The organism is Pseudomonas sp. Tof1 (assembly GCF_055390395.1).
On the sequence record NZ_AP024344.1, the window covers coordinates 3,664,608 to 3,690,010 of the forward strand.

General features: G+C 61.7%; 19 protein-coding genes and 7 pseudogenes. 20 read left to right on the forward strand and 6 right to left on the reverse strand.

What is annotated here, in order from left to right; genetic code table 11:
• Window positions 1-5: 5 nt before the first annotated feature.
• Entirely contained in the window at window positions 6-248 is a 243-nt protein-coding gene (tatA, locus tag ACZ5KU_RS16300) for a twin-arginine translocase TatA/TatE family subunit (protein ID WP_054058744.1), read from the reverse strand.
• 402 nt (window positions 249-650) lie between these two features.
• Here tatA and ACZ5KU_RS16305 point away from each other — a divergent pair, with 402 nt between their 5' ends.
• From ACZ5KU_RS16305 to ACZ5KU_RS16315, 3 genes are all read left to right on the forward strand, one after another.
• Entirely contained in the window at window positions 651-1,397 is a 747-nt protein-coding gene (locus ACZ5KU_RS16305) for an SDR family oxidoreductase (protein ID WP_054058745.1), read from the forward strand.
• A 130-nt stretch (window positions 1,398-1,527) separates the two neighbouring features.
• A complete protein-coding gene (locus ACZ5KU_RS16310; protein WP_464735831.1) occupies window positions 1,528-2,469 on the forward strand; it encodes a DJ-1/PfpI family protein in 942 nt (313 codons plus the stop codon).
• A gap of 5 nt (window positions 2,470-2,474) precedes the next feature.
• A complete protein-coding gene (locus tag ACZ5KU_RS16315; RefSeq protein WP_054063202.1) occupies window positions 2,475-2,957 on the forward strand; it encodes a YybH family protein in 483 nt (160 codons plus the stop codon).
• A 10-nt stretch (window positions 2,958-2,967) separates the two neighbouring features.
• On the opposite strand, the gene ACZ5KU_RS16320 is transcribed toward ACZ5KU_RS16315, so the two are convergent.
• The gene (locus tag ACZ5KU_RS16320) at window positions 2,968-4,002 is read right to left on the reverse strand and encodes a GlxA family transcriptional regulator (protein WP_239687990.1); all 1,035 of its coding nucleotides are present in this window, start codon (window positions 4,000-4,002) and stop codon (window positions 2,968-2,970) included.
• 249 nt (window positions 4,003-4,251) lie between these two features.
• Here ACZ5KU_RS16320 and ACZ5KU_RS16325 point away from each other — a divergent pair, with 249 nt between their 5' ends.
• Window positions 4,252-4,638, forward strand: a complete 387-nt coding sequence (locus ACZ5KU_RS16325) for a nuclear transport factor 2 family protein (protein WP_054058747.1) — start codon at window positions 4,252-4,254, stop codon at window positions 4,636-4,638.
• A gap of 157 nt (window positions 4,639-4,795) precedes the next feature.
• Here the strand turns inward: ACZ5KU_RS16325 and ACZ5KU_RS16330 are convergent.
• Window positions 4,796-7,446: pseudogene (locus ACZ5KU_RS16330) on the reverse strand (excinuclease ABC subunit UvrA).
• Between ACZ5KU_RS16330 and ACZ5KU_RS16335 the strand changes: the two are divergent.
• Window positions 7,431-7,838 (forward strand): annotated as a pseudogene (locus ACZ5KU_RS16335) (NAD(P)H-dependent oxidoreductase); the annotation flags it as partial. The pseudogenes ACZ5KU_RS16330 and ACZ5KU_RS16335 overlap by 16 nt on opposite strands.
• Before the next feature lie 40 nt (window positions 7,839-7,878).
• On the opposite strand, the gene ACZ5KU_RS16340 reads toward ACZ5KU_RS16335, so the two are convergent.
• Window positions 7,879-8,850 (reverse strand): GlxA family transcriptional regulator, encoded by a 972-nt coding sequence (locus tag ACZ5KU_RS16340; RefSeq protein ID WP_054058759.1) that lies wholly within the window; start codon window positions 8,848-8,850, stop codon window positions 7,879-7,881.
• A gap of 96 nt (window positions 8,851-8,946) precedes the next feature.
• Here ACZ5KU_RS16340 and ACZ5KU_RS16345 point away from each other — a divergent pair, with 96 nt between their 5' ends.
• Complete coding sequence (locus ACZ5KU_RS16345; protein WP_416769072.1) at window positions 8,947-9,390, forward strand: tautomerase family protein; 444 nt, start codon at window positions 8,947-8,949, stop codon at window positions 9,388-9,390.
• Between the two features lie 111 nt (window positions 9,391-9,501).
• Here the strand turns inward: ACZ5KU_RS16345 and ACZ5KU_RS16350 are convergent.
• Window positions 9,502-10,079 (reverse strand): annotated as a pseudogene (locus ACZ5KU_RS16350) (DUF1349 domain-containing protein).
• A 314-nt stretch (window positions 10,080-10,393) separates the two neighbouring features.
• Here ACZ5KU_RS16350 and ACZ5KU_RS16355 point away from each other — a divergent pair.
• The 14 genes and pseudogenes from ACZ5KU_RS16355 (at window position 10,394) to ACZ5KU_RS16420 (ending at window position 24,230) form a co-directional block, all read left to right on the forward strand.
• Complete coding sequence (locus ACZ5KU_RS16355; RefSeq protein WP_416769073.1) at window positions 10,394-12,217, forward strand: PAS domain-containing sensor histidine kinase; 1,824 nt, start codon at window positions 10,394-10,396, stop codon at window positions 12,215-12,217.
• On the forward strand, window positions 12,214-12,843 hold the full coding sequence (locus ACZ5KU_RS16360; RefSeq protein WP_416769074.1) for a response regulator: 630 nt from the start codon (window positions 12,214-12,216) through the stop codon (window positions 12,841-12,843). Before ACZ5KU_RS16355 ends, ACZ5KU_RS16360 begins: the two co-directional genes overlap by 4 nt.
• 630 nt (window positions 12,844-13,473) lie before the next feature.
• The gene (locus ACZ5KU_RS16365) at window positions 13,474-14,238 is read left to right on the forward strand and encodes a methyl-accepting chemotaxis protein (protein ID WP_416773504.1); all 765 of its coding nucleotides are present in this window, start codon (window positions 13,474-13,476) and stop codon (window positions 14,236-14,238) included.
• 9 nt (window positions 14,239-14,247) lie between these two features.
• Entirely contained in the window at window positions 14,248-14,616 is a 369-nt protein-coding gene (locus ACZ5KU_RS16370; RefSeq protein ID WP_054058751.1) for a response regulator, read from the forward strand.
• Window positions 14,617-14,629: 13 nt separating this feature from the next.
• Entirely contained in the window at window positions 14,630-14,935 is a 306-nt protein-coding gene (locus tag ACZ5KU_RS16375; RefSeq protein WP_054058752.1) for an STAS domain-containing protein, read from the forward strand.
• Window positions 14,935-17,096, forward strand: a pseudogene (locus ACZ5KU_RS16380) (chemotaxis protein CheA). The gene ACZ5KU_RS16375 and the pseudogene ACZ5KU_RS16380 overlap by 1 nt, the downstream one beginning before the upstream one ends.
• A 398-nt stretch (window positions 17,097-17,494) precedes the next feature.
• A pseudogene (locus ACZ5KU_RS16385) lies at window positions 17,495-18,139 on the forward strand (methyl-accepting chemotaxis protein); the annotation flags it as partial.
• Between the two features lie 105 nt (window positions 18,140-18,244).
• Window positions 18,245-18,920 (forward strand): annotated as a pseudogene (locus ACZ5KU_RS16390) (methyl-accepting chemotaxis protein); the annotation flags it as partial.
• Between the two features lie 131 nt (window positions 18,921-19,051).
• A complete protein-coding gene (locus ACZ5KU_RS16395; RefSeq protein WP_054059126.1) occupies window positions 19,052-19,573 on the forward strand; it encodes a chemotaxis protein CheW in 522 nt (173 codons plus the stop codon).
• 29 nt (window positions 19,574-19,602) lie between these two features.
• Entirely contained in the window at window positions 19,603-21,240 is a 1,638-nt protein-coding gene (locus ACZ5KU_RS16400; protein WP_416769075.1) for a methyl-accepting chemotaxis protein, read from the forward strand.
• A gap of 55 nt (window positions 21,241-21,295) precedes the next feature.
• Window positions 21,296-21,829, forward strand: a complete 534-nt coding sequence (locus ACZ5KU_RS16405; RefSeq protein WP_054059329.1) for a chemotaxis protein CheW — start codon at window positions 21,296-21,298, stop codon at window positions 21,827-21,829.
• 13 nt (window positions 21,830-21,842) lie between these two features.
• Window positions 21,843-22,652 carry a CheR family methyltransferase gene (locus ACZ5KU_RS16410; RefSeq protein ID WP_054059328.1) on the forward strand — a complete coding sequence of 270 codons (810 nt, stop codon included), beginning with the start codon at window positions 21,843-21,845 and terminating at the stop codon, window positions 22,650-22,652.
• Entirely contained in the window at window positions 22,645-23,154 is a 510-nt protein-coding gene (locus ACZ5KU_RS16415) for a chemotaxis protein CheD (RefSeq protein WP_054059327.1), read from the forward strand. Before ACZ5KU_RS16410 ends, ACZ5KU_RS16415 begins: the two co-directional genes overlap by 8 nt.
• Window positions 23,151-24,230, forward strand: a complete 1,080-nt coding sequence (locus ACZ5KU_RS16420; RefSeq protein WP_054062468.1) for a protein-glutamate methylesterase/protein-glutamine glutaminase — start codon at window positions 23,151-23,153, stop codon at window positions 24,228-24,230. The genes ACZ5KU_RS16415 and ACZ5KU_RS16420 overlap by 4 nt, the downstream gene beginning before the upstream one ends.
• Window positions 24,231-24,321: 91 nt before the next feature.
• Here the strand turns inward: ACZ5KU_RS16420 and ACZ5KU_RS16425 are convergent.
• Window positions 24,322-25,403: pseudogene (locus ACZ5KU_RS16425) on the reverse strand (protein-glutamate methylesterase/protein-glutamine glutaminase).

A 25,403-nucleotide genomic window follows, 5' to 3' on the forward strand; every position in this document is an offset into this window, starting at 1 on the left:
AAGGTCTAGGCCTGCGCCTTGTTGACAGGCTCTACAACCTGATGAGTTTCACCATCGATAGTCTGTGGCTGAGCCAACGGCCGAGCTGTCGCTTCATCGGAAGTTCTTTCATCGTCGCTCATGGCCTTGCGAAAACTCTTGATGGATTCCCCCACATCAGCACCCGCATTTTTCAGCTTTTTAGTTCCGAAAATGAGTACTGCAACGAGCAGTATTACCATCCAGTGCTTCCAGTCGAAAATGCCCATTCAGAACGCCTCATCTATATTTCAAGCCTTGTGGACTCTCGCCCTGCCCCAAGACTACGTATGACTGCATCAAGCGCAAACGACGTATTTCCCTCGTTTCGGGCCATATTGCGACTGGCTCCTTTGTGCACCCTGATGGAAATACTGCCGGGCCGGACAGGCGCAAGTTGAATAATCCGCACATTGCGGATTCACCAACCACGGTGAGCAACTTGTCGTTATACAGGCTGATCCGGGATATCCGCCTTGCCAGCCTTTCCGGTGTCGCGAAATGAGGGTTTTAAGTCCTTTGTGCCATTGCACTCCCGTCTCATAATTCATGCTGAAACACACCCACCAGCGCCAGCACAACAAGGCGCTCTCATTCCTTGGACAATCATTCACTACGTAAGGAAAGATCCAATGAGGCTTGATAACAAGACGGCACTTATCACGGGTGGCACCAGCGGAATTGGCCTGGCGACTGCCAAGTTGTTCATTGCAGAAGGTGCCCGAGTTGCAGTGACCGGTCGCGACGATACAATTTTTGGAAAAATCAAGGCTGAACTGGGCGAGGACGCCCTGGTTCTCAAGGGTGATGTACGTTCGCTCGACGATATGCGCAAGATCGCGGCTCAGGTGCATGAAAAGTTTGGCGGGTTGGACATTGTATTCGCTAACGCCGGCTGTGCATTGCCCTCGCCCCTCAACGATATAGATGCCGCTCTCTATGACGACATCATGGATATCAACGTCAAGGGCGTGGTGTACACACTTCAGGCCGTGCTGCCAGCGCTGCGTCAGGGGGCATCGTTCATATTGAACACCTCTTTCGTGGCCCAGACGGGCAAGCACAATATTTCCCTGACCGCTGCGGCCAAGGCGGCAGTGAGGTCCCTCGCACGCAGTTGGTCTTTCGAGTTTCTGGATCGCAAGATCCGCTTCAATGCGATTGCCCCTGGTGGAATCAACACACCTCTCTTGTCGAAATGGGGCATGCCCGAAGAAGATCTTCAACATTTCAAAAGCGAGTTTGCGAAGTTTGTTCCTGTCGGCCACATGGGTGAACCCAAGGATATCGCCTATGCAGCCCTGTATCTCGCAAGTGACGAATCTTCCTACGTGGTCGGCACTGAGCTTGTGGTAGACGGCGGCGCATCCCAGCTTTGACTCATGGGGCAAGTTACGCCCGAGCGCATTACCCGTTCCTCTTCAATATGCCAGCCGCCATTACAACCCACTGTAATGTTTGATTGGCTGGGTATTGCTTACTTTGATTCACAATATGGGTGCTTTTATCATGACTGACAAAAATGATGATAAGGGTTTCGACCAGTTATTAAAGGCTGGGCATTCCCGTCGCAACATTCTCAAGTTCGGCAGCGTGGCGACCTTGGGCGCCATGTTCGGCGCAAGCACGTTGCTTGCTCCTGTCGCGTCAGCATCTGCCGCCACTGCAAAACCTTTGGCTCAGCCGAACCAGCCTGCCGCGATGTCCCCTGATGACCCGCTCACTATTTTGATAGTCACTTACGATGGCGGAACACTGCTCGACTTTGCTGGCCCGAGTGAAATCTTCCACCGGCTTCCCAATACCCAGGTGCGTTATGCCAGCGTCAAGGGTGGAAACGTGACGTTGGAATTCGGGGTCGTCTATGGAAACACCGAACGCCTGGCTGATATCGAAAAAACGGATCTGATTCTTGTTCCTGGAGGGTCGGATCTGTCGGTCCCGATGCAACCGGAATATCAGAAACAGATCCGCCGCCTGGCCGAAAGCGCCAAACACGTCACCTCGGTGTGTAACGGATCCCTGGTTCTGGCCGCCACCGGTATTCTCAATGGCAAGAAAAGCGCCTGCCACTGGGCTTTTATCAACAAGCTTGGCGAGTACGGCGCGATTGCGGTACCTGATCGCTTCGTGGAAGACGATAACGGCCGCTTCATGAGTGGTGGCGGTGTGACAGCAGGTATCGACTTTGCTCTGCGCGTCGCAGCGAAGCTGCGAGGCCAAACAGCTGCCGAGTTCACGCAATTGGCGATCGAATACGATCCTGCGCCGCCATTCCACTCTGGTCACCCAAGAGACGCCAGGCCCGAGGTGATTGCCATGGTCGACAAGGACCTTCCCGGAGCATCCAAGGGCTCGCTCGGATTCCAGGCGTCAAATGAAGTCTCCACGCCAGGAGGCCGGCCCCTGGTCAGCCTCCTGGTCACCTCTGATGTAAAAATTGTGGACTGAAACACATGCCGATCATCACACGGAAAATCACTGTATCAACCGCTGCCATCCTGCTCACCACAGCTTCTTCCCTCGCGTGCGCCGCGAATGTGCAGCCTGCGACCGAAACAGCTATCAAGGCTGAAAACATTCGCTGGGCCCAAGCGTATAAAAACGGGGATTACCAGGCCATCGGGCGCTTGTACACCGAAGATGGCGCACTGCTGCAACCGGGTGGGGAACGGGTCGTGGGGCCCGCCGCGATTGTTGCGTACTTTACAGAGGCCTTCGTGGGCAAAAAGCCCAATACGGTCACCTTCAGCGATTACGAGTTCTACGGCGATGACCGGGCGGTTACCGAAGTGTCAGATGCGGTTGTTCGTGATCACACGGGCAAGGTCCAGTACCGGGGCAAACAGATCCTGATCTTTTTGAAACAGAACGGAGAATGGAAACTTCATCGGGACATGTGGAACGATAATGAGGCTGCGAAGCCGCTCAACCCCTGAGCATTGAAGGTCACTCCACACACGCAGGGGCGGGTTGGGCATCTTCTTTCAGCCCGTCTCTGCGTTGGCGCCGGATAGACTGGGGTGGATGACCATGGATCTTGATGAAGGCCCGGCGCATCCTTTCCGGATCGACAAATCCCACCGCCAGCGCAATCTGCTCGATCGGCTCACTGCCATCCTGCAACCGCAGCCTCGCTGCTTCTACCCGCAGGCGCTCCACCGCCCTTGCAGGCGTTTCTCCGGTCTCTCGGCGAAAGGCCCGTCCAAACTGCCGCAAGCTCAGTCGAGCAGCGTCAGCGAGCCGTTCTACCGGCAGTGGCTCAGCCAGATGGGCACGGGCGAAATTCAATGCAATCCGAATCCGGTCTGATTGCGGGTCCATTTGCGACATCTCGGAAAACTGGGATTGTCCCCCCGGACGACGGTAGGGAACCACCAATAACCTTGAGACCCCACGCGCCACGTCGGCGCCCATATCCTTCTCGATCATCCCCAAGGCAAGGTCTATCCCGGAGGCGATACCGGCGGAAGTCCAGACATGGCCATCCATGATGTAGATACTGTCGGCCTCGACCTTGATTCTGGGAAAGTTGGACCGCAATTGCGCTGCATATCGCCAATGAGTGGTTGCCTTTCTTCCGTCCAGCAACCCGGTCTCGGCCAGCAGAAACGCCCCCGTGCAGACGCTGGCCACCCGGGCAGCGTTCGCGCTCAGAACTTTCGCGGCGATGACCGTCTCGACGGTCCGCATCGGAGCGATGTCCCCCCCGACGAAAACCACGGTATCGAAGGTTTCTCCCTCATAAACCGCAGTCTCGATGGGCAGTCCCGTATTTCCCGACACGCTTCCACCCGTCAGTGACACCACGCACAGCTCATAGGGACTTTGACCTGCCACAGTGACCACCTGGTTGAACGCCGAAAGTGGCCCGGCGAGATCGAGCGCGTCATGGCCGTGGCAAACGAAGAATCCGATCCGATGCATGATCAGTTGTTCCAGGAGCAGGGAGGAAAGATCCACGATGAACTGATGGTAAATCATTCCGACAAGGAGCCAATGGACCCTGCTCCAATATGGCTTGAAATGAGGGAAAAACGTCGTTTGTGCTGCGCCAGCCTGTCCGTAGAGTCAGTCGGACGCTGCCCCCTGAAGCGGGCCTGGATAGGCCACGCCTCTCATTGAGGGGCACGCCCCGAAACCTGGGCTTGGAAACATCAGCCCGTTTCAGCCGGCTCATCAGCGCACAAGGTGTTACGCCGGCCATGACCACTGACACATGCAGGCCAAATCATGACTTCACATCTGAAACCCATCGCCACCACCGAATACGACGCAGTGATTCGGGCAGCACAAGCCTATATCGAGGGTTATCGCACGGCAGACATCGCGCGAATCAACAGCGCCTTTCACCAGGACGCCATCATGTGGGGCTACAGCGGTAATGACCTGCTTCAGGGACCGGCCATTCCCGTATTCGAAAGTTTTTTCGAGTCGTTGGGAGCGTCACCGAATGCTCGCAGCCGCCTGGATATCCTGGCTATTGCGCCCACCGCCGCCGTTGTCCGTGTGGACATGGAAAACGACGTCATGGGCGCCAGCTTCCACGATTTTCTTTCGCTGCTGAAGGTTGATGGCCAGTGGAAAATCATCTCCAAGATTTTCCAACGGTATGACTAGGGTTTGTACGAAATACTTTCGAGCGAAGGCCAGGCAAGGCGGTTTTCAACGCAGCCTGGGTGAGCGCAGATACATGTCGTGCAGAGCCTGGTCAGGCGCCCCGGCAGTGACTTACTCAGAGAATGCCCTGTACCGGGCCCCCGACAGCATGCCCCTCCTACTGCACGCGCCTGAGCGCCTCGGCAAGAAACGAAGCCGTCCGACTTCCCGACGCCATCGCTACCTGCCGGGGCGTACCGGCCGCCACGATACGACCACCGGTGTCCCCGGCCCCTGGCCCCACGTCAATCACCCAGTCGGCCTGGGCCACCACGCGCATGTCGTGCTCGATCATCACCACCGTGTTGCCGGCCTCGACCAGGCGCTGCAACTGCAGCAGCAGGCGGTCGGCATCCGCGGCATGCAGTCCGGTCGTCGGCTCGTCGAGCACGTAAAGGCTGCGGCCTCGCTGGCTTCGCTGCAGCTCCGTGGCGAGCTTGATGCGCTGCGCTTCCCCCCGGACAATTCAGTGGCGGGCTGCCCCAGTCGCAGGTAACCCAAGCCGATCTCACGCAACAGCCGCAGCGGGCGGGCGATGGCCTCTTCGCCCGCGAAGAAGTCATGGGCTTCTTCCACGGTCATGTACAGTACATCGGCGATATTGCGCCCATTCCAGCGCACGGCGAGCGTGGCCTCGTTATAGCGCGCGCCATGACAGGTCGGACATGGTGCGTAGACACTGGGCATGAACAGCAGCTCCACGCTGACGAACCCCTCCCCTTCGCACGTTTCGCAACGCCCCTTTGCCACATTGAAGGAAAACCGCCCGGCATCATAGCGATGACGGCGCGCATCCGGCGTGGCGGCGAACAGCTTGCGCACGTGATCGAACAAACCGGTGTAGGTGGCCAGGTTGGAACGTGGCGTGCGGCCAATCGGCTTCTGGTCGACCTGAACCAGGCGCTGGACAACCTCCAGGTCTCCGGCCAGATGACCGCCGGTAACCTCGAGCACGGTGGGGCCTTCACCCTCGGCACTTTCCGCCGCATCGTCCTGCGGCTCGTGCCCCAGGTGCAGCAGCAGCAACTCCGGCAGGGCCTGGGCGAACAGGCTGGACTTGCCCGACCCGGAGATGCCCGTCACCGCCGTCAACACCCCTAACGGGATGCGGGCGTCCACGCCATGCAGGTTGTGCCGCCGAATGCCGTGCAGTTCCAGCCATCCGGCCGGTTCGCGCTCAAGGCTGAGCGGCGCGGGGATCTCGTCGAACAGATAACGCGCGGTATGCGACTCGGCAACTTCACGCAGCCCCTGCGGCACACCGCTGTAAAGCACGCGGCCGCCACGCTCTCCCGCGTCCGGCCCGACATCCACCAGCCATTGCGCACGACGCATCAGATCCAGGTCATGCTCCACGACAAAGACCGAATTGCCGGCATCGCGCAGTGTGTCCAGTGAGTCGTACAGGGACTGGCTGTCAGAGGGGTGCAGGCCCGCCGAAGGTTCGTCCAGCACGTATACCACGCCGAACAGCATGGAGCTCAGTTGCGTGGCCAGGCGCAAACGCTGCAGTTCGCCAGCCGACAGCGTCGGCGTCGCCCTGTCCAGGGTGAGGTAGCCCAAACCCAATCCGCGTAGCTGGCGCAGACGGGCCATCACACCACCCGCCAGGCGCTGCGCGGCGAGACGCTTTTCCTGCGAAAGCGTGCTGGTGCGCCGCACGTCAGGCGCGCTCGCATGAACCGTTCGACGGTTGGCGGCACGCTCGGCACGGTCACGCCGTGTCACCTCGCGATCGCTCGTTTCCTGTGCCGTGTGAGCGGGGAAATCGCCCAGGGCAACAGGCTCGAGCAAGGCCGCCAAGCGATCCAAGGGCATTTGCATGAACTCGCCGATGTCCAGCCCGGCAAACGTCACCGACAACGCCTCGGGCTTGAGTCGCTTGCCATGGCAGGCCGGGCACAGCCGGCCCTCCATGTAGCGCGATACGCGCTTTCGCATCAGTGCGCTTTGGGTGTTGGCAAAGGTGTGCAGCACATGGCGCCGGGCGCCCGTGAAGGTCCCCATGTAGCTGGGTTCGAGTTTGCGCTTGAGCGCCTCACGGGTCTCGGCCGGCGTGAGGCCCGCATAGACCGGCGCCGTGGGTGTCTCCTCGGTGAAAAGAATCCAGTCCCGGTCCTTCTTCGGCAAATCCTTCCAGGGACGATCGACGTCGTAGCCCAGAGTGACCAGGATGTCGCGCAGGTTCTGGCCATGCCAGGCCGGCGGCCAGGCCGCAATGGCGCGCTCACGGATGCTCAGCGAGGGATCGGGCACCATGGTGGCCTCTGTCACCTCGTACACATGACCCAGACCATGGCAGGCCGGACAGGCGCCTTGCGGCGTGTTCGGCGAAAAGTCCTCGGCATGGAGCATCGGCTGATGGGCCGGATAAGTGCCGGCACGCGAGTACATCATGCGCACGAGGCTGGACAGTGTGGTCACGCTGCCCACCGAGGAACGCGCATTGCTCGCACCCCGTTGCTGCTGCAGCGCCACCGCTGGCGGCAGGCCGTCGATGGCATCGACATCAGGTACGCCCGCCTGATCGATCAGTCGCCGCGCATACGGTGCAACCGACTCGAAGTAGCGCCGCTGCGCTTCGGCGTAGATTGTGCCAAACGCCAGCGAGGACTTGCCGGAGCCGGACACGCCGGAAAACACCACCAGCGCATTGCGTGGGATGGCGACATCCACATTCTTGAGGTTGTGTTCCCGCGCGCCACGCACTTCCACCTGGCCACTGGCCGCAGCGCTGCATGAGGATTCACCGTATGAAGGGTTTGGCATGTGTTCCTGTCCTGCTGTTCGTGGAGGGCAACGCGCTGAAGGTGCGGGTAAACCGCAACTCATGCTGGCGATGCCGCATTATCGAGCGGGCAACGGTTTCCTTCGCGATACCCCGTCTGGCTCGTGAGTGTGGTCGGTGCGTTGCGCGGGTGCAATGGCACAGATTTCAAGCCGCAGTTGTTGACGAAGGGCTCGATCCGCGCTTCAACCGGGCGGACCAGGCGCTTTTCATGAAGCAGGCAGCGGCGCCGGCTGACGTCGCGGCTGAGCAGCAACGACTGGAGCGTGCCGATGCCCTGGCCATCGTCTACCCGATCTGCTGGTGGTCATTCCCCGCCTTGCTCAAAGGCTGGATCGACCGTGTGTTTTCGATGGGCTGGGCGTACGAGGAAAGCGACAACGGCAGTGACGATGATGGGGGGCGTACCGAGGTCATCTCGGAGAGAGGCGCAACTGTTGCGGAGTTGCGTTCAACAACCGACGCATCAAACGCCGCAGCGCAGTTGCATCCTGGTATCCGACCAGTGCCGAGACGGCTTCGACGGAGTGCTCGCCGGATTCGAGCAGTGCCCGCGCCTTGTGCAACTGCACCCGCTGGATGAGTTGCCGGGTGGAGTGCCCCGTGGCCTTGTGGACGTGGCGCGACAAGGTCCGCTCGGACATGCCGACACTCGCGGCCAGGGCCCTCACTCCCGGTAGATCCGGCAAAGAAGCCTCGATCTGTGCGGTCAGGTGTGAGACCAGGGCATTGCCTTGCACCATCATGGCGGGCACTACGAACGGGGACTGCAATTGCCGGCGATCCAGCAGCAGGGCCTTGCTCACCCAATCGGCTATTTCAGGCGACAGACGCCTGCGTAGCAGGTGCAGCATCAGATCGGTTTGAGCGAACGCGGCACCCGCCGTGGTCAGGGGAGGATCGGCCAGCACCATGAAATCCGGGTCGACACGACAGCCCGTTGCCATCTTCTGCAGATGCGGAGCCAGCCACCAGGAAGTCGTCACGCTCCGGCCTTCCAGCAGCCCCGCCGCCTGCAGCAGAAAGACCGCCGAGCAGGAGGCGGCCACCTCCTTGCCGTTTGCGATGTGCGAGTTCAACGCCCCCAGCAAGGGAGCCACCCAGGGCTCCTTCAGGCGCTGCTCGAGCATCCCGCTATCACTGACCCCGATTCCGGGTATGACCCAGCAGGAGTTGTCCTCGACCTCGGCCTTGAATGGCTCCACGGGCAACTGCAGACCATGCCCCACTCCCACCCATCCGGGTTGAGGGCCGCACACACGCCAACGTGGCGTGGCCAGGCCGCGACGCTCCGCAACGGCTTTCGCGGTGGCGAGGATATCCAGGGTGGCGCAGACGCTGGAGGCGAATGCACCCGGTGTGACGATAAGGGTGAAATCATGCATTGACCGATTATGCACGAAAAGAGACAGATCGGTCACTGTTGCAGCGGTCGGGGAGCTGGCCCAATAGCACCTCCTTCCATCGACAAGGTTTCAGCCATGCCCAATATCCTGATCAAGGTACCCTGCGGAGCGTTCAGTGAGCCGCAACGCGAGCGCCTGCTGCAGCGCGTCAGCGAGGTCGCAATCGCCTGCGAACACATCGGCAATGCCCCCCGCCAGCGCGCCCTGTGCTGGGTACTCATCGAAGAGGTTCGAGCTGAAGACTGGTTCTGCGGTGGCGTGAACCTGCATGCCCAGGCCATTCCCTGCATCCTCAGGGTCAAGGTGCCGGCCGGTGTTCTGGACGAGCGGATGCGCAAGAACTATGTGCAGGCATTGCACCAGGCCGTCGAACAATGCCGGGAACCGAATGATCGGCGCATGCTGATGACATCGATACAACTGGTGGACGTCGCCGATGGCACCTGGGGAGCGAACGGAAGCCTTTGGCATCTTGCCGATTTCACCCGTGCCGCCGGTTATGGGCATCTTGCCCCCTGACAGACAGAAATCCTCATCAACGCCTGGGTACAATCGAAAAAACCGAAGAACCTGGACAGCGCCGGCAGCCAACTCGATGCATTGTTTAATCGCCGGCCTTCGACCTGTCGACTAGCTCAAATCATGCAGATCTCGACCCAATGGGGGGTCAACGACCACTCGGAAAACTTCACCTTCAAACCCTCTCGCTGCGGAGTGCAACACATCGGGCCGACCTGGTAACTTTTTGCCTCTGGAAACGGTGCAAGCCTGAGAAGTGGCCAACTCACCCCATCGGTCGAATACTGCACACGCAGCACACCTTCGGATACCGTCATGCGGAGCCAGAAGTCGGCGGGGTCTCCAGTAAAGGCCGCTGGCGACCAGTCCGATTTGCCTTGGGTCAGGACGCTGCTGATCATTGGATGGCCATCGCTGAATTCCATACCCGCTTTCGCCCAGGTCTCCTCATTGAGCCGGACCATCATTCCCGCCTGGTCGTAAAGCTCACGAAAATCGGCGTTGATCCTGATCTGTGCGGTAAAGCCTCCATCGGTTTCAAACGCCAGGAAGTGTCCGCTGTCCCGTATGAAGCCATAGTGGGTTTCACGCCAGAAATCCGTCTGAAAATGGGTCATCATCTCCAGCGAATCGTCTGAATACGCGAGATAATGGCGCGGCTCATTGAGCCAGCGGGTATTGCGCCAAATGGACTCTTCAAATCTCCGAGCGAGCGCTGCGTCTGCCTTTTTATGCCCTAAAATGCTTTCCACCACTTGATCACCGAGGTTTGCTGGTGAGCGATTACGACTTGATCAACAAGACTGGTCTTGCCTCCCTCGTCCCTTGACCCGGATAGAGGCCCGGTCTCGGCTGCTCTTGCTCTGTTATGGCAACGAAATACCTGAGATAGCTCAGTTCCCTAAGTGATGCGCCAAGGTCAAGAAAGTTTCAACAAGCCACTTGCTTCATGGACAGATGATCCATACTCCTGCGGTCGTATAACAAGATGGTCGAGGCGGTCATGGAGAACTGCACGCAAGAAGGTATCTTTCGCAGGGCGTTCGAGTCCTCTTCGGTGGGCCTGGCCCTGCTGGAGCTGGACGGTCGGATCCAGCATGTCAATCCCGCCCTGAAGGGAATGCTCGGCCGCTCCGAGTCGGACCTGCTGGGCGCCTCGCTGGAGTCCCTGCTGCACCCGCGTGACCGCCAAGCCGTGCTCCGAGCCTTCGAGCGGGTACGGGTTCGGCATTCAGGCCTGGAGGTCGGCGAGATCCGGCTGGCTATACCAGAAGGTGATAACCAATGGGTCCACCTGGGCATGCAAGTGATCAACGACGACACCGGCACCCCCTCCCACTGCATGATTCGCCTACAACCGTCATTGAGCTATCGCCATCGCGCCGAGCAGATTTACCTACTGAGCTACGCTCTGGACTTCACCGCTGATGGAGTGCTGCTGCTCGATAGCCAGCGCTGCATACGCTACCTCAATGAAGCCGCCTGCCGACTCTGCGCACAGACGCGCCAGCGTCTGCTGGGGCAGTCTTTGGCAGCGCTCCTGGGACCGGTTGCAGGCAAGCTGGCGGACCTTCTGACTGACGATGAGAGCCTGCAAGAGGCCCCGGAAAACCAACGGGTGTTCAGTTGCGAGTTGACGGTGCCTGGCGAGGAATCCTCCCGCTATGTCACCATTCAGTTCAGCCATTTTCGTTACGACGGACACACATACTGCCTGGCGCTGATCCACGACCTTTCCGAACAACGGCATATCGCGGGCACCCTCCTGCGCAACGAACGGCAGTTGCGAGCATTGATCGAGAACACCCCCGATGCCATCGGTCGGCTAACCCCGGACTTCCGTCTGATCTATGCCAACCCGGCCCTGGAAGCGCTTTGCCGACTGCCATTGGTAGAGGCACGCGGCCGACCGGCAAGGGAGGCGTTCGGCGACAATTCCCAAGTCGATATCATGGCCGACCTGGTGCGCCAGGTTGCCACCAAAGGCGAGCCCATGGAGGAAGAACTGATCCACGGAATCGACGGGCCGACCGAACAACAGATCCACTACCTCATTCAGCTTGTGCCGGAGCGGAACGCGGATGGCGAGATCACCAGCGTCATCTCGGTGGCACGCGACATCAGCGGCATCCGCAAGGCGGAACGGCGTTTGGCCGCCAGCAACCGTCAGTTGCGCGAACTCTCCAGCCGCCGGGAAAGCGCCCGTGAAGAAGAGCGCAAGCTGATCGCCCAGGAAATTCACGATGAACTGGGCCAGCACCTGACAGCCCTGCGCATGGGCATCTCCCTGCTGCGTCTGAAACACGGCGAGCAGGCACCAGGACTTGGCGATGGCGTTGAATCGCTCATGGCGTTGTGCGACCGCACCATCGGCGTGGTCCGCTCGATTGCCACCAGCCTGCGACCCGCCGTGCTCAACATGGGCCTGTATCCCGCCCTGGAATGGCTGATCGACGACTTCCACAGCCACCACACTCACATCGTCTGTGAATTGCAGGCCCCCAGCGGTACGCCGCCCCTGGACGACAGCCAGGCCACCACTGCGTTTCGCATCGTGCAAGAAGCCCTGACCAACATCGCACGCCATTCCGGTGCCACTCGTGCGATCATCAGCCTCGAGTACGTCGACGACCGCTATGTCCTTGACATTACCGACAATGGTCATGGATTCGACCCGGCCAGCGTCGGCAAGCATTCTTTCGGACTGGCCGGCATGCGCGAGCGCGGTGCCAGCCTGGGTGGTGAGGTAGTGGTCTTCAGCCATCCGGCCCATGGCACCACGGTACAGGCCACCTTTCCCATCAGCGGGCCCAGGGAGACCGTATGATCCGAATTTTCATAGCCGACGACCATGCCATCATGCGTGGCGGCCTCAAGCAGTTGATCGAGTTCGACACCCGTCTTCAGGTGGCGGCGGAGGCCGAGAATGGCGCCCAGGTGCTTGAACGGCTGCGCGAGGGTGAATGCGACCTGCTACTGCTGGACATGAGTATGCCCGGCCTCAGTGGTGAAGACCTGATCAGCCGCGTGCATAACCGCTATCCGAACCTGCCCATTCTGGTCCTGAGCATGCACAACGAGGCACAGATAGCCCAGCGCGCCTTGCGCGCCGGCGCCAACGGCTATATGACCAAGGACCACAACCCGGAAACCCTTCTCGCCGCGATCCACAAGGTTGTAGGAGGTGGCCGCTACCTGGACCCGCGCATTGCCGAGCAGCTCGCCTTCGCCAGCAGCAGCCCCTCGGACGATGCCGCCACTCAGCTCTCCGATCGCGAGTTTCACATTCTGCGACTACTGGGCAAGGGCCTGAGCGTCAACCAGATCGCCGACCAGTTGGTCATCAGCAACAAGACCGTCAGCACCCACAAGGCTCGGCTGATGGAGAAGATGGGGTTCACCTGCAACGCCGAGATCATCAAGTACGCCATGGCCCACGGCCTGACGGCCTGACCCGCCCCTTCAGGAAGCCCGTCGCCTCACAGGCACCCTGTGGCACAGCGCCCGTGGCCTGCCTTTAGACAGCCGTAACATCTGCCCTAAGGAAATCCCTACACAAAAGAAAGATGTCCTTATGCCATCACCGGGAAAGGACGATAGAACCCAGCGCACCGCACGCCCATTCTGAGCACACCCCCGCAGCACGACACCTCGGCGGGTCTTGTGTTCTGAAGGAGCGTGACAGTGACCAGTCCAAACCAAACTTCCAGTACCTCCTGGCGCCCCATCGCCCTTTGCGGTTTCGGTTGCGCGGTACTGTTCTGGCTGGCCAGTCGGTTTCCCTCTCCGGCCTGGGCCCTGGCGGCTGGTGCGCCTACTCTGCTGCTCGGTTTCGTCCTCGCCCGCTACCGCAACACCTACGAACACAGGCTGAGCCGTGCCGAGAGCGAGCTGCTCGCCGAAAGCGCTTGTGTCGATGCCGAACGGCATGTCCGGGGACTGGCGGAGCTGTGCATCCGCATCGCGCCCATCTGGTCGGCGCAGATCGAATCTGCCCGCCATCAGACCCAGACCGCCATTGAGGCGCTGTCTGAACGCTTCTCCCGCCTGGCCGGCCGCATCAGCGCCGCAGCCTCCAACGGCATGCAAGCCGACAGCGACTCCCTGATAAATCTGCTCGCCCAGAGTGAAGCGGAACTCGCTGGCATCGTCAGCCAACTGCGCCTGGCGCTCTCCAGCAAGGAGCGCACGCTGCAGGAAATGGAGCGGCTGAACAGCTACACCGCCCAACTGCGCACGATGGCCAAGGAAGTGGGTGATGTCGCCAAGCAGACCAACCTGCTGGCGCTCAACGCCGCCATAGAAGCCGCACGGGCCGGCGAGGCTGGTCGTGGCTTCTCCGTGGTCGCTGACGAGGTGCGCAAGCTTTCCACCCTCTCCGAGGAAACCGGCCAGCGAATTGCCGACACGATCGAGACCGTCAGCGACGCCATCGAACGTGCCCTGCAGCTCTCCAACGAACATGCCAGCCGTGATGCCGGCATTCTGGAGCAGGCCAGCCAGGAGATCCGTCAGGTGATCGCCCTCTTCCACTCCAGTGCCAACCGCCTGGTGGAACAGGGCAACGCCCTGCACAACGACAACGCCGCGGTTGGAGAAGAGATCGGCGAGGTGCTCGTTGCACTGCAGTTCCAGGACCGTGTCAGCCAGATGCTCGGCCACATGCGCGACGACATCGGACGCCTGGCCCTGCATCTGGAAGAGGAAGAGGCCCGCCACGTGGATGCCCGCTCCTGGCTCGACGAACTCTCTCGCACCTACACCACACCCGAACAGCACGCCATCCACAGCGGCCGCAAGAGCGGTGCTGGCGTGGCCGATTCCGCTTCCGACATCACTTTTTTCTGAGGACAGGCCATGCCCAAGACCATTCTGATCGTCGACGACTCCGCCTCCATCCGCCAAGTGGTTGGCATGACGCTGAAAAACGCCGGCTACGAAGTGCTGGAAGGCGTTGACGGCAAGGACGCGCTGACCAAGCTCGACGGGCGCAAAGTGCACCTGATCATCAGCGACGTGAACATGCCGAACATGGACGGCATCACGTTTGTGAAGAACGTCAAGCAACTGGCGGCCTACAAGTTCACCCCTGTGATCATGCTCACCACCGAGTCCGGCGACGCCAGGAAGGCCGAAGGCCAGGCTGCAGGCGCCAAGGCCTGGGTGGTCAAACCGTTCCAGCCGGCGCAGATGCTGACGGCCGTTTCCAAGCTGATCCTGCCCTGACCCGGAGACCACCATGAACACACTCAAAACCACCGATGGCAGTCGCCACCTGGCCCTGGACGGCGCACTGACGATCTATACCGCTGCCGACACCAAGCTCCTGCTGGCCAACGCCTTGCGGGGCGCCGTCGACCTGCACCTGGACCTCAGCGCCATCGAGGAAGTCGACTGCGCCGGCCTGCAACTGCTGCTGGCGACCTGCAAGGAAGCCAGCCGCCAGCAGGTCAGCCTCAGCCTCGTAGGGGCCAGCGCGGCCATGACCGAGATCTTGCAACTGAGCGGGCTACGTGACCTGCTCCCTGTCGAAGGGGCGCACTGATGAATCTCGACAATGTGATCGGCACCTTCATCGCCGAAAGCCGGGAATTGCTGCTGCAAATGGAGGATGCGTTGCTGCAGATCGAGCAGTCCCCGGATGACCCCGAACTCATCAACGCCATCTTCCGTGCCGCCCATACCATCAAGGGCTCCTCCGGGCTGTTCGGTTTTGACTCCATCGTCGCCTTCACCCATGTGGCCGAAAGCGTCCTGGACCGCGTCCGCGCCGGCGAGCTGCCATTCAGCGCCGATCTCAGTGCCCTGATGCTGCTGGTGGGCGACCACCTCACCGGCCTGGTGGACCATGTTGCCGAGGGACTCGACCTGACCGAACTGCCGCAAGACAGGTGCCTTCATGAAGCGGAACTGGTGGCACGGCTCAGCCAGTACCTGGGCGTGGCGGCCGCACACACCGCTCCAGCCTCCGTAGAGCCGGCGACGCTATCCGGCGATGGGGTTGCCAGCCGGCACTGGCACCTGTCCCTGCGCTTTGGTATCGACAGCCTGCGCAACGGGATGGACCCGGTAGCCTTCGTTCGCTACCTGCGCACCTTTGGTGAGCTGCGGCACGTCGAGCCGGTAGTCGATCACCTGCCCGTGCTCGACGCGCTTGACCCGGAAGCCTGCTACCTGGGCCTGGAAGTGGCCTTCGCCAGCGAGGCCGACCGGGCGGTGATCGAAGGCGCCTTCGACTTTGTCCGTGAGGACGGACGTATCCGCATACTGGCCCCCGGCGACTCGCTTGCCCGCTATGCCGAGCTGCTGGCCGAACAACTCGACGAAGGCGATGCCCAGCGCCAGCGCCTGTTGCGTTGCGGCACCCTCAGCGAGGCCGAGCTGGCCCAACTAAGCGCCACGCCAGCCACCGAATCCACGCAAGCCACCGTCCCCGACGCAGCGGGCAGCGCCGACCCTAGCGACAGCAGCGTCGTGGGCAAGCCCGCCAAGGAAACCACGCGTGCTTCCGGTGAAGCCAACCTGATACGCGTCGATGCCGGCAAGCTGGACCAACTGATCAACCTGGTGGGCGAGCTGATCATCGCGGGCGCCAACACCCGCATGCTCGCCCAGGGCAGCGGCCTGGTGAGCATGAGCGAATCCGCCGAGACGCTCTCGCGCCTGGTGGAGGAAGTGCGTGACTCCGCACTGACTCTGCGCATGGTACAGATCGGGACCACGTTCAATCGTTTCCAGCGGGTGGTGCGCGACGTCTCCAAGGAGTTGAGCAAGGACATCGTCCTGTACATCAGCGGCGGGGACACCGAGCTGGACAAGACAGTGGTCGAGAAGATCGGCGACCCGCTTACCCACCTGGTGCGCAATGCCATGGACCATGGCATCGAGTCGGCCGAACAACGCCAGGCCAGCGACAAACCACTGCAGGGCGTGGTGCGCCTGAACGCCTATCACGAGGCCGGGGGCATTGTCATCGAAGTGAGCGACGATGGTGGCGGCCTCAACCCACAGAAGATTCTCGCCAAGGCCATACAGCGCGGCCTGGTCAGCGAAGGCCAGCAACTGCCGGACAAGGACATTTTCAACCTGATCTTCGAGCCCGGCTTCTCGACCGCCGAACAGATCAGCAACATCTCCGGCCGCGGCGTCGGCATGGACGTGGTCAAGCGCAACATCACCGCCTTGCGCGGCACCGTGGAACTCGACAGCCAATTGGGCGTCGGCACCCGCGTGCGCATTCGCCTGCCGCTCACCCTGGCGATCATCGACGGCTTCCTGATCGGCGTCGGCACTTCCAGCTACGTGGTCCCCTGGACATGGTCGAGGAATGCATCGAACTGCCCAGCGTCGACCTCGACGACCTCGATCAGTTGGACCTGCGCGGTGACGTGCTGCCCTTCATCCGCCTGCGCAACCTCTTCGACGAAACCAGCCCGCGCCCCCGTCGGGAGAACGTGGTGGTCGTCAGCTATGCCGGGGTGCGTGCCGGCCTGGTGGTGGATCAACTGCTGGGCGAATTCCAGACCGTGATCAAGCCGCTGGGCAAGGTGTTCGGGCAGGTCCCGGCCCTCTCCGGCTTCACGATCCTGGGCAGCGGCGCCGTGGCGTTGATCCTGGATATCCCCGGCTTGCTCGCTCAATTCACACAGCCCGCTCGCCCCACTGCCTCAGGCGTTGCCCTTCCCCAATGGAGTAGCCAACCATGAACATCACCATTCGCATCCTGGCCTTGACCGCGACCGCTCTCTTCGCCTTGATGACCCTGACCCTGGCATCGAACCTGGCAGCCGCCGTGATAATGCCTATCGCCATCGTGGCAGCCATTGCCATCGCTCTTCAGGGATGGCTACTGCAACGCAGCCTGGCGAACCAGCTCGGCGGTGACCTCCAGGCACTGGTCGAGTTGGGTCAGCAACTGGTGCGTGGAGAAACCAGCCCCACACCGCCCACACCCGCCATCGCCGGCTCACTGCGAGGCTCCCTGCAACAGCTCAGCGTTCAGATAGAGGGGCTTGCACAGAACCTGCAACACGTTTTTGAAGAACACGCACGCGGTGACATCGATGTCACCCTGAACACCCGCCTGCCAGGCCTCTACGGTGAAATGGCCCAAGGCATCAATGCGCTCGTGGCGAGCCATATCGACGTGAAGAAAAAGGCCATGGCCTGCGTCTTCTCGATCGCCCAAGGGAACCTGGGCGCTCCCCTGGAGGCCTTCCCTGGCAAGAAAGCCTTCATCAACGACAACCTGGAGACCTTGCGTGGCAACCTCACCAGCCTGCTGAGCGAAATGCGCCGCATGGCCGACGAGCACGACAAGGGCGACATCGACGTAGTCATCGATGCCTCGCGCTTTCAGGGCAGCTATGGAGAAATTGCCCAGGGCATCAACGACATGGTCGCAGGCCATATCAGCGTGAAGAAAAAGGCGATGGCCTGCATCAAGGCCTTCAGCGAGGGGGACCTGACCGCACCGCTGGAGCAGTTCCCAGGCAAGAAGGCTTTTATCAACGACAGCATCGAGACCTTGCGGCGCAACATCCAGGCCTTGATCGAAGACACCCAGATGCTCAGCCAGGCCGCCCTGGACGGTCGCCTCGACACCCGCGCCGATGCCAATCGCCATGAAGGAGACTTCCGCCGCATCGTCAACGGCATCAACGATACGCTGGAAGCCATCGTCACCCCGCTGCGCGAAGCCATGAGCGTGATCGAAGGGATGGCCAGCGGCGATCTGACACGCACCATGAACGGCCGCTACAACGGAAATCTGGACGAGCTGCAACAGTCGCTCAATGCGACGGTACGCAAACTGGCCGACGTCATCGGTCAGGTCCACCAGTCCACCGGCATGCTCAGCAATGCCGCCGAGGAAATCTCCGCCACCGCGCAAAGCCTGAGCCAGGCCGCGTCGAGTCAGGCCGCCTCGGTCGAGGAAACCAGTGCCTCGATGGAGCAGATGTCCGCCTCCATCGCCCAGAACACCGAAAACGCCAAGGTCACCGACGGCATGGCCGGCAAGGCGGCCCGCGAAGCCAGTGAAGGCGGCCAGGCCGTGCGCGACACCGTCTCGGCGATGAAGACCATCGCCGACAAGATCAGCATCGTCGATGACATCGCCTACCAGACCAACCTGCTGGCCCTCAATGCCGCCATCGAGGCCGCCCGTGCCGGTGAACACGGCAAGGGCTTCGCCGTAGTCGCCGCCGAAGTGCGCAAGCTGGCCGAACGCAGCCAGGTGGCCGCACAGGAAATCAGTGAAGTGGCCAAGAGCAGTGTGTCCCTGGCCGAGCGCGCCGGCACCCTGCTGGACCAGATGGTGCCCTCGATCACCAAGACGTCCGACCTGGTACAGGAGATCGCCGCCGCCTCGGAAGAGCAGACCACCGGTGTCAGCCAGATCAGTGCCGCCATGACTCAACTCAGCGATATCACCCAGCAGAATGCGGCCGCCTCGGAGGAACTTGCAGCGACATCCGAGGAAATGACCGTGCAATCGAACAGCCTGCAGGAACTGATGCGTTTTTTTCAACTGGCTGACACCGTCAGCCTGGGAAATGTCTCGCGTCTGCAACTGCCCTCGACGCAAGCCTACCGCAGCGCCCCGGCACTTCACATCGACGAGCAGGACAGCGGTTTTGTCCGTTTCAGGAGCTGACTCATGAGCATCGATCCGACACCGGTCGCCAACGAAGAACAACAGCGCCAGTACCTGACCTTCAGGGTGGGTCGTGACCTGTTCGGCGTAGCCACCCGCTACGTGCGGGAGATCCTCGAGTTCCACGCCATCACCGCCGTGCCGATGATGCCGCCGCTGGTTCGCGGGGTGATCAACCTGCGGGGCGCCGTGGTACCGATCATCGACCTGGCCGAGCGCTTCGGCCTCGGCAATACCGAACTGGGATCACGCACCTGCATTGTCATCGTCGAGTTACAGGACAGCCATGAGGTCCAGTTGATGGGTGCCCTGGTGAACTCGGTCAATGCCGTCACCGAGATCGAACCGCATTGGCTGCGACAGGCTCCGGCCTTCGGCAGCCGCGTACCCCCTGAATACATCGAAGACCTGGCCCGCGTGGACGAACGCTTCCTCACCCTGCTGCGCATGGAGCAGGTGCTGAACGTCGATCAGATCGCCTCGCTGGCCGGCCAACGCAATCCCTCCCGACTGTCTCTCATTTGATTGCGCAGATGCGCACAGGAGTTATGAAAATGACTATCAGCAAGAAAATGATCCTCCTGGTGATGTCTGCCCTGCTCGGCATTCTCCTGCTCTCGGGGATTTCCTATCAGCAGATGAATCAGGTCTTCACCGCCGCCAACTTCGGCAACGAAAACTCGGTACCGAGTATCGTGGCCTTGAACAAATTGCGTAACGCGGTGAATACCGAGATTCAACTGGTCTACAGCCACATTCTCACCACTGACGACAAGGCCATGGCGGATATCGATACCGCTATAAAGTCCACCAAAAGCGACGTCCAGGCAGCCGTTGACAAGTATGCCCAACTGGTCGCCGACGAGCAGGATCAACAACTGCTGAACACCGACCGCAAGGCGATTGCCGACCTGGTCCAAGGTGAAGAGGCCATACTTGTACTCTCTCGCGCCAATCAGAACGAAAAAGCGCGGGATGCCATGATCGACCTGACCCAGAAGGTGCTTGAGCCACTGCGCGAGATACTCAACAAACACCGCGACTACAACGTGAAGATGGCCGAAGATGCCGCCCTGCGTGCCGACGCCACCCGTCACCAGGCCGCGCTGATCTCCATCACCGTGTCGATCATCACCCTGGTGGTCATTGCCCTGCTGGGCGGGTTCATCACCCGCAACCTGTTGCGCCAGCTCGGTGGCGAACCCGCCTATGCGGCCGAGGTGGTCAGCCGCGTCGCTGCTGGCGACCTCACCGTCAACGTCCAGACCAAGAGCGGCGACACCAGCAGCATGCTGGCCGCTATCCGGGACATGACGCAGAAACTCGGCCAGATCATCGGTGAGGTACGCAGCAACGCCGACGCCCTGAGCAGTGCCTCCGAGCAGATTTCCTCCACCGCCCAGAGCATGAGCCAGGGTGCCTCCGAACAGGCCGCGTCTGTGGAGGAAACCAGTGCCTCGATGGAGCAGATGTCCGCCTCCATCGCCCAGAACACCGAAAACGCCAAGGTCACCGACGGCATGGCCGGCAAGGCGGCCCGCGAAGCCAGTGAGGGCGGCCAGGCCGTACGCGACACCGTCTCGGCGATGAAGACCATCGCCGACAAGATCAGCATCGTCGATGACATCGCCTACCAGACCAACCTGCTGGCCCTCAATGCCGCCATCGAGGCCGCCCGTGCCGGTGAACACGGCAAGGGCTTCGCCGTAGTCGCCGCCGAAGTGCGCAAGCTGGCCGAACGCAGCCAGGTGGCCGCACAGGAAATCAGTGAAGTGGCCAAGAGCAGTGTGTCCCTGGCCGAGCGCGCCGGCACTCTGCTGGACCAGATGGTGCCCTCGATCACCAAGACGTCCGACCTGGTACAGGAGATCGCCGCCGCCTCGGAAGAGCAGACCACCGGTGTCAGCCAGATCAATACCGCCATGAGCCAGTTGAGCGAGATCACACAGCAGTCGGCCTCGTCCTCCGAAGAACTGGCTGCCACCGCCGAGGAGATGAGCAGCCAGGCCGAACAACTGCAACAGTTGATGGATTTCTTCAAGGTCGGCTCTTCGGGCAAGGCCAGCCATGAAGCCGGCGCCAAGGGTAAGGTCGGCATCGCACGCAAGGCTCCCCGCCGCGTCGTGGAAAGCAGTGACGACGACCTGTTCGATGACGCCGTACCCGCCGGGTTCGTCCGTTTCCAGCACTGATTCAACCCCTCGATCCCGTGACCGGGGCACCCGCCCGTGCCCCCAGGAGCGCAGCATGTCCAGCTTCTTCAGCCGCTCCGGCGACGCCGCCCTGCCGGATGCACCCCAGCAGTACCTGACCTTCACCCTGGCCGAGGAAGTCTTCGCCGTCGGCACCCGTAGCGTACGCGAGATCATCGAGTGCGCCAGCCTGACCCCCGTCCCCATGATGCCGTCGTGCGTTCTCGGGGTGATCAATCTGCGCGGCGGCGTAGTACCTATCATGGATCTGCGCCAACGCTTCGGTGCCGGGCAGACCACCCTCAACCGGCGCAGTTGCATCGTGATCCTGGAGGTGGAACGCGATGATCTGCGCCAGGTGATGGGTATCGTTGTCGAGGCGGTCAATGCCGTCATCGAGATCAATACCCAGGACATGGAGCCTGCTCCCAGCTTCGGCGCCCACATCCGCACCGACTTCATCCACGGCATGGCCAAGCTCGACGGCCGCCTGGTGGTGATGCTGGACATCGGCCGGGTGTTGTCCCTGGACGATCTGCAGGGACTGGTCGAGGTCGGCCGGGCCGGCAACATGCCGCTGTCGGCCTGACCAGGAGCCCGCCATGACCGAACTCAGCCTCTCCAACCCCGAATTCCACCAGTTCCGCGCCATGATCCACGAGATCGCCGGCATCGCCATGTCCGAGGCCAAGCGCCAGTTGATCGCCGGTCGGCTGAGCAAGCGCCTGCGCCACTTTGGTCTGGGCAGCTACGGCGACTACTACCGGTTGTTGATGAAGGACAAGGACGAGTTGCAAATGGCTGTCGATCTGCTCACCACCAACGAGACCTACTTCTTCCGCGAGCCCAGGCATTTCGACTTTCTGCGCGAGAAACTGGGCACGGAGCTGCAGCGTGGCAGCGGTCCGCTGCGTATCTGGAGTGCGGCCTGCTCCAGCGGAGAAGAACCCTACACCCTGGCCCTGCTGCTGGCCGACACCGTTCGCAGCCGGCCCTGGGAAATCCTGGCCTCGGATATCAGCACCCGCATCCTGGACAAGGCCCGCGCCGGTCTCTACCCCCTGGACGATGCCCAAGGCATTCCAAGCGACCTGCGCCAGCGCTTCTGCCTGCAGGGCACCGGTCGCAACGACGGCCTGTTCACCCTGGAGCCGGCGCTGAAGCAGCGCGTGCAGTTCCGCCAGATCAACCTAAACCACACGCTGCCGGAAGTCGGAACATTCGACGTGATCTTCCTGCGTAACGTGATGATCTACTTCGACGCCGACACCAAGCGCCAGGTAGTACAGCGCCTGTGCGCGCGCCTGCGTCCGGGCGGTTACTTCCTGATCAGCCATTCGGAGAGCCTCAACGGCATCTGCGATGAGTTGCAGTCGGTACGCCCTTCGATCTACCGGAGGTCCCATGCGTAAGCCCAAGGGCATCATCGAGGTGTTCCTGCAGCCGGGCGAATTGTATTTTGGCGACCGCTACACCCGCTTGCGCACACTGCTGGGCTCTTGCGTCTCCATTGTGCTCTGGCACCGCGCGGCGCTGCTGGGCGGGATGTGCCACTACCTGCTGCCGACCTGCAGCCATCCGAATCAGAAACCGGATAGTCGCTACGCCGATGTCGCCCTGCATCAACTGCTGCAGGAAGTGCGCATGAGTGGCACGCACGCCAGGGACTACCGGATCAGCCTGTTCGGCGGCGGCAACATGCTGGAAAGCCGCAGCCGCCAGCACATCGGGCGCAAAAACATCGAAGCCGGCCTGGTACTGCTGGCCGCCCATGGCTTGACCTGCCACGCACGCGATGTGGGTGGCGAAGGCTACCGCAGCCTGATCTTCGACGTGTGGAGCGGCAACATCGCATTGCGCCAACCCCATCCTCAACAAGTTGCCAGTCGGCATGACGAGGCCCGCTCAACATGAAAAACATCAAGGTGATGATCGTTGACGACTCAGCAGTCGTGCGTCAGGTACTGACCGCCAGTCTGTCAGGCCACAATGGCATCGAGGTGATCGGTGCCGCCGCCGACCCGCTGTTCGCACTGGAGCGGATGAACCGGAACTGGCCGGACGTGCTGGTGCTGGATGTGGAAATGCCGCGCATGGACGGCATTTCCTTCCTGAAGAAGCTGATGGTCGAAAGGCCAACCCCGGTGGTGATCTGCTCGACCCTGACCGAAAAGGGCGCCGCCACCACCATCGAGGCCCTGGCGGCCGGCGCAGTCGCCATCGTCACCAAGCCCCAGGGCAACCTGCGCCAGTTCCTGATCGAGGCCACCGAAGAGCTGGTGAATGCCATCAAGGCTGCGTCCCAGGCGAGCCTGGGGCGAATGGTCGGCACGGCAGCGCACACCTCGGCCGCCGTCCCCCCCAAACTCACAGCCGACGCGATCCTGCCCGAGGGTGGATCGGCGGCCATGATCCGCACGACCGAACGCATCGTCGCCCTGGGCACCTCCACCGGTGGCACCCAGGCCCTGGAATATGTGCTGACCGCCCTGCCGCGGGTCTGTGCCGGTATCGTTATCGTCCAGCACATGCCAGAGAAGTTCACCGCCGCCTTTGCGGCACGCCTGAACAGTCTGTGCCAGATCGAAGTGCGCGAGGCGCGCCACGGTGACCGTGTGATTCCCGGCCGCGCCCTGGTCGCCCCCGGCGGCCGCCACATGCTGCTCAAACGAAGCGGCGCACAGTATGTGGTGGATATCGTCGACGGCCCTCCGGTATCCCGGCACAAACCCTCAGTCGATGTCCTGTTCCGCTCCGTTGCCCGTTCTGCCGGCGCCAATGCCACCGGCATCATCATGACCGGCATGGGCGACGATGGCGCGCGCGGGCTCAGGGAAATGTACGACGCCGGTGCCTACACCCTCGGTCAGGACGAGGCTTCCTGCGTGGTCTATGGCATGCCCAAGGAGGCTCGCAAGCTGGATGCGGTGCACCGGGAGATTCCTCTGGAGCAAATCCCGGCCTACATCCTCAAGGGCTACCATCCCTGAGTTCAACGCTCGGCGCCAGCCCCCCCAGGGTGGTTGAAAGCTGTCAGGAGGGTTGAGGCACCCCATCCGTCACGACTGGCAGCACGTCCATTCACTTATGCAGAATCGCCTGGTGAATGTCCTGCAGCGCCATGATCCGCTGCGCGGCATTGAGTTTGATCGCCTCCTTGGGCATCCCGAACACCACGCAGCTGGCTTCGTCCTGGGCCACCGTGGTGGCGCCGGCGTCGAGCATTTCCCTGAGGCCGCGCGCGCCATCGTCGCCCATGCCGGTCATGATGATGCCGGTGGCGTTCTTGCCGGCGAATTTGGCCACGGAGCGAAACAGCACGTCCACCGACGGACGATGGCGGTTGACCAGGGGCCGTCGATGACCTGGGCGTGGTAAAAGGCACCGCTACGGGTCACCATCAGGTGTTTACCGCCCGGAGCGATCAGGGCCAGGCCGGGCAGGATGCGGTCGTTGTTGCGTGCTTCCCGGACTTCGATCTGGCACAGACTGTTGAGGCGCTCGGCGAAGGAGGCGGTGAATTTCTCCGGCATGTGCTGCACCACCACCATCCCCGGGCACACCCGCGGCAACGCCGTCAGTACGGTTTCCAGAGCCTGGGTCCCGCCGGTGGAAGTGCCGATGGCGACGATGCGTTCGGTGGTCTGTGCCATGGCATGGCCGGTGGCCGCGGGCAGGATCGCGTCCGCGCTGAGTTTGCTGGCGGGCACCGGCGCAGGCGTTACGGGGGCGCTGCGTTTGCCCAGGTTCCTGACGTTGGCATTGGCCGCCGCGCGAATCGCCCCGACCAGCTCGGCCGCCGAGTCGATCAGGAAGTTCTTCAACCCGGTGGTCGGCTTGGTGATGATCTCCACGGCGCCGGCCGACAGCGCCTGCAGAGAGGTTTCCGCGCCCTTCTGGGTCAGGGACGAGCAGATCACCACCGGCGTCGGCCGTTCGCTCATGATCTTGCGCAGGAAGGTGATGCCGTCCATGCGGGGCATCTCCACGTCCAGCACGATCACGTCCGGCCATTCCCGGGCGAGCTTGTCCATGGCGAAAATCGGATCGGAGGCGGCCCCCATGACCTGGATATCCGGCGTGTCGTTGAGGATCGTCAGCAGCACCTGGCGCACCACGGCCGAATCATCGACCAGCAACACGCTGATTTTTCTGTTAGGCAT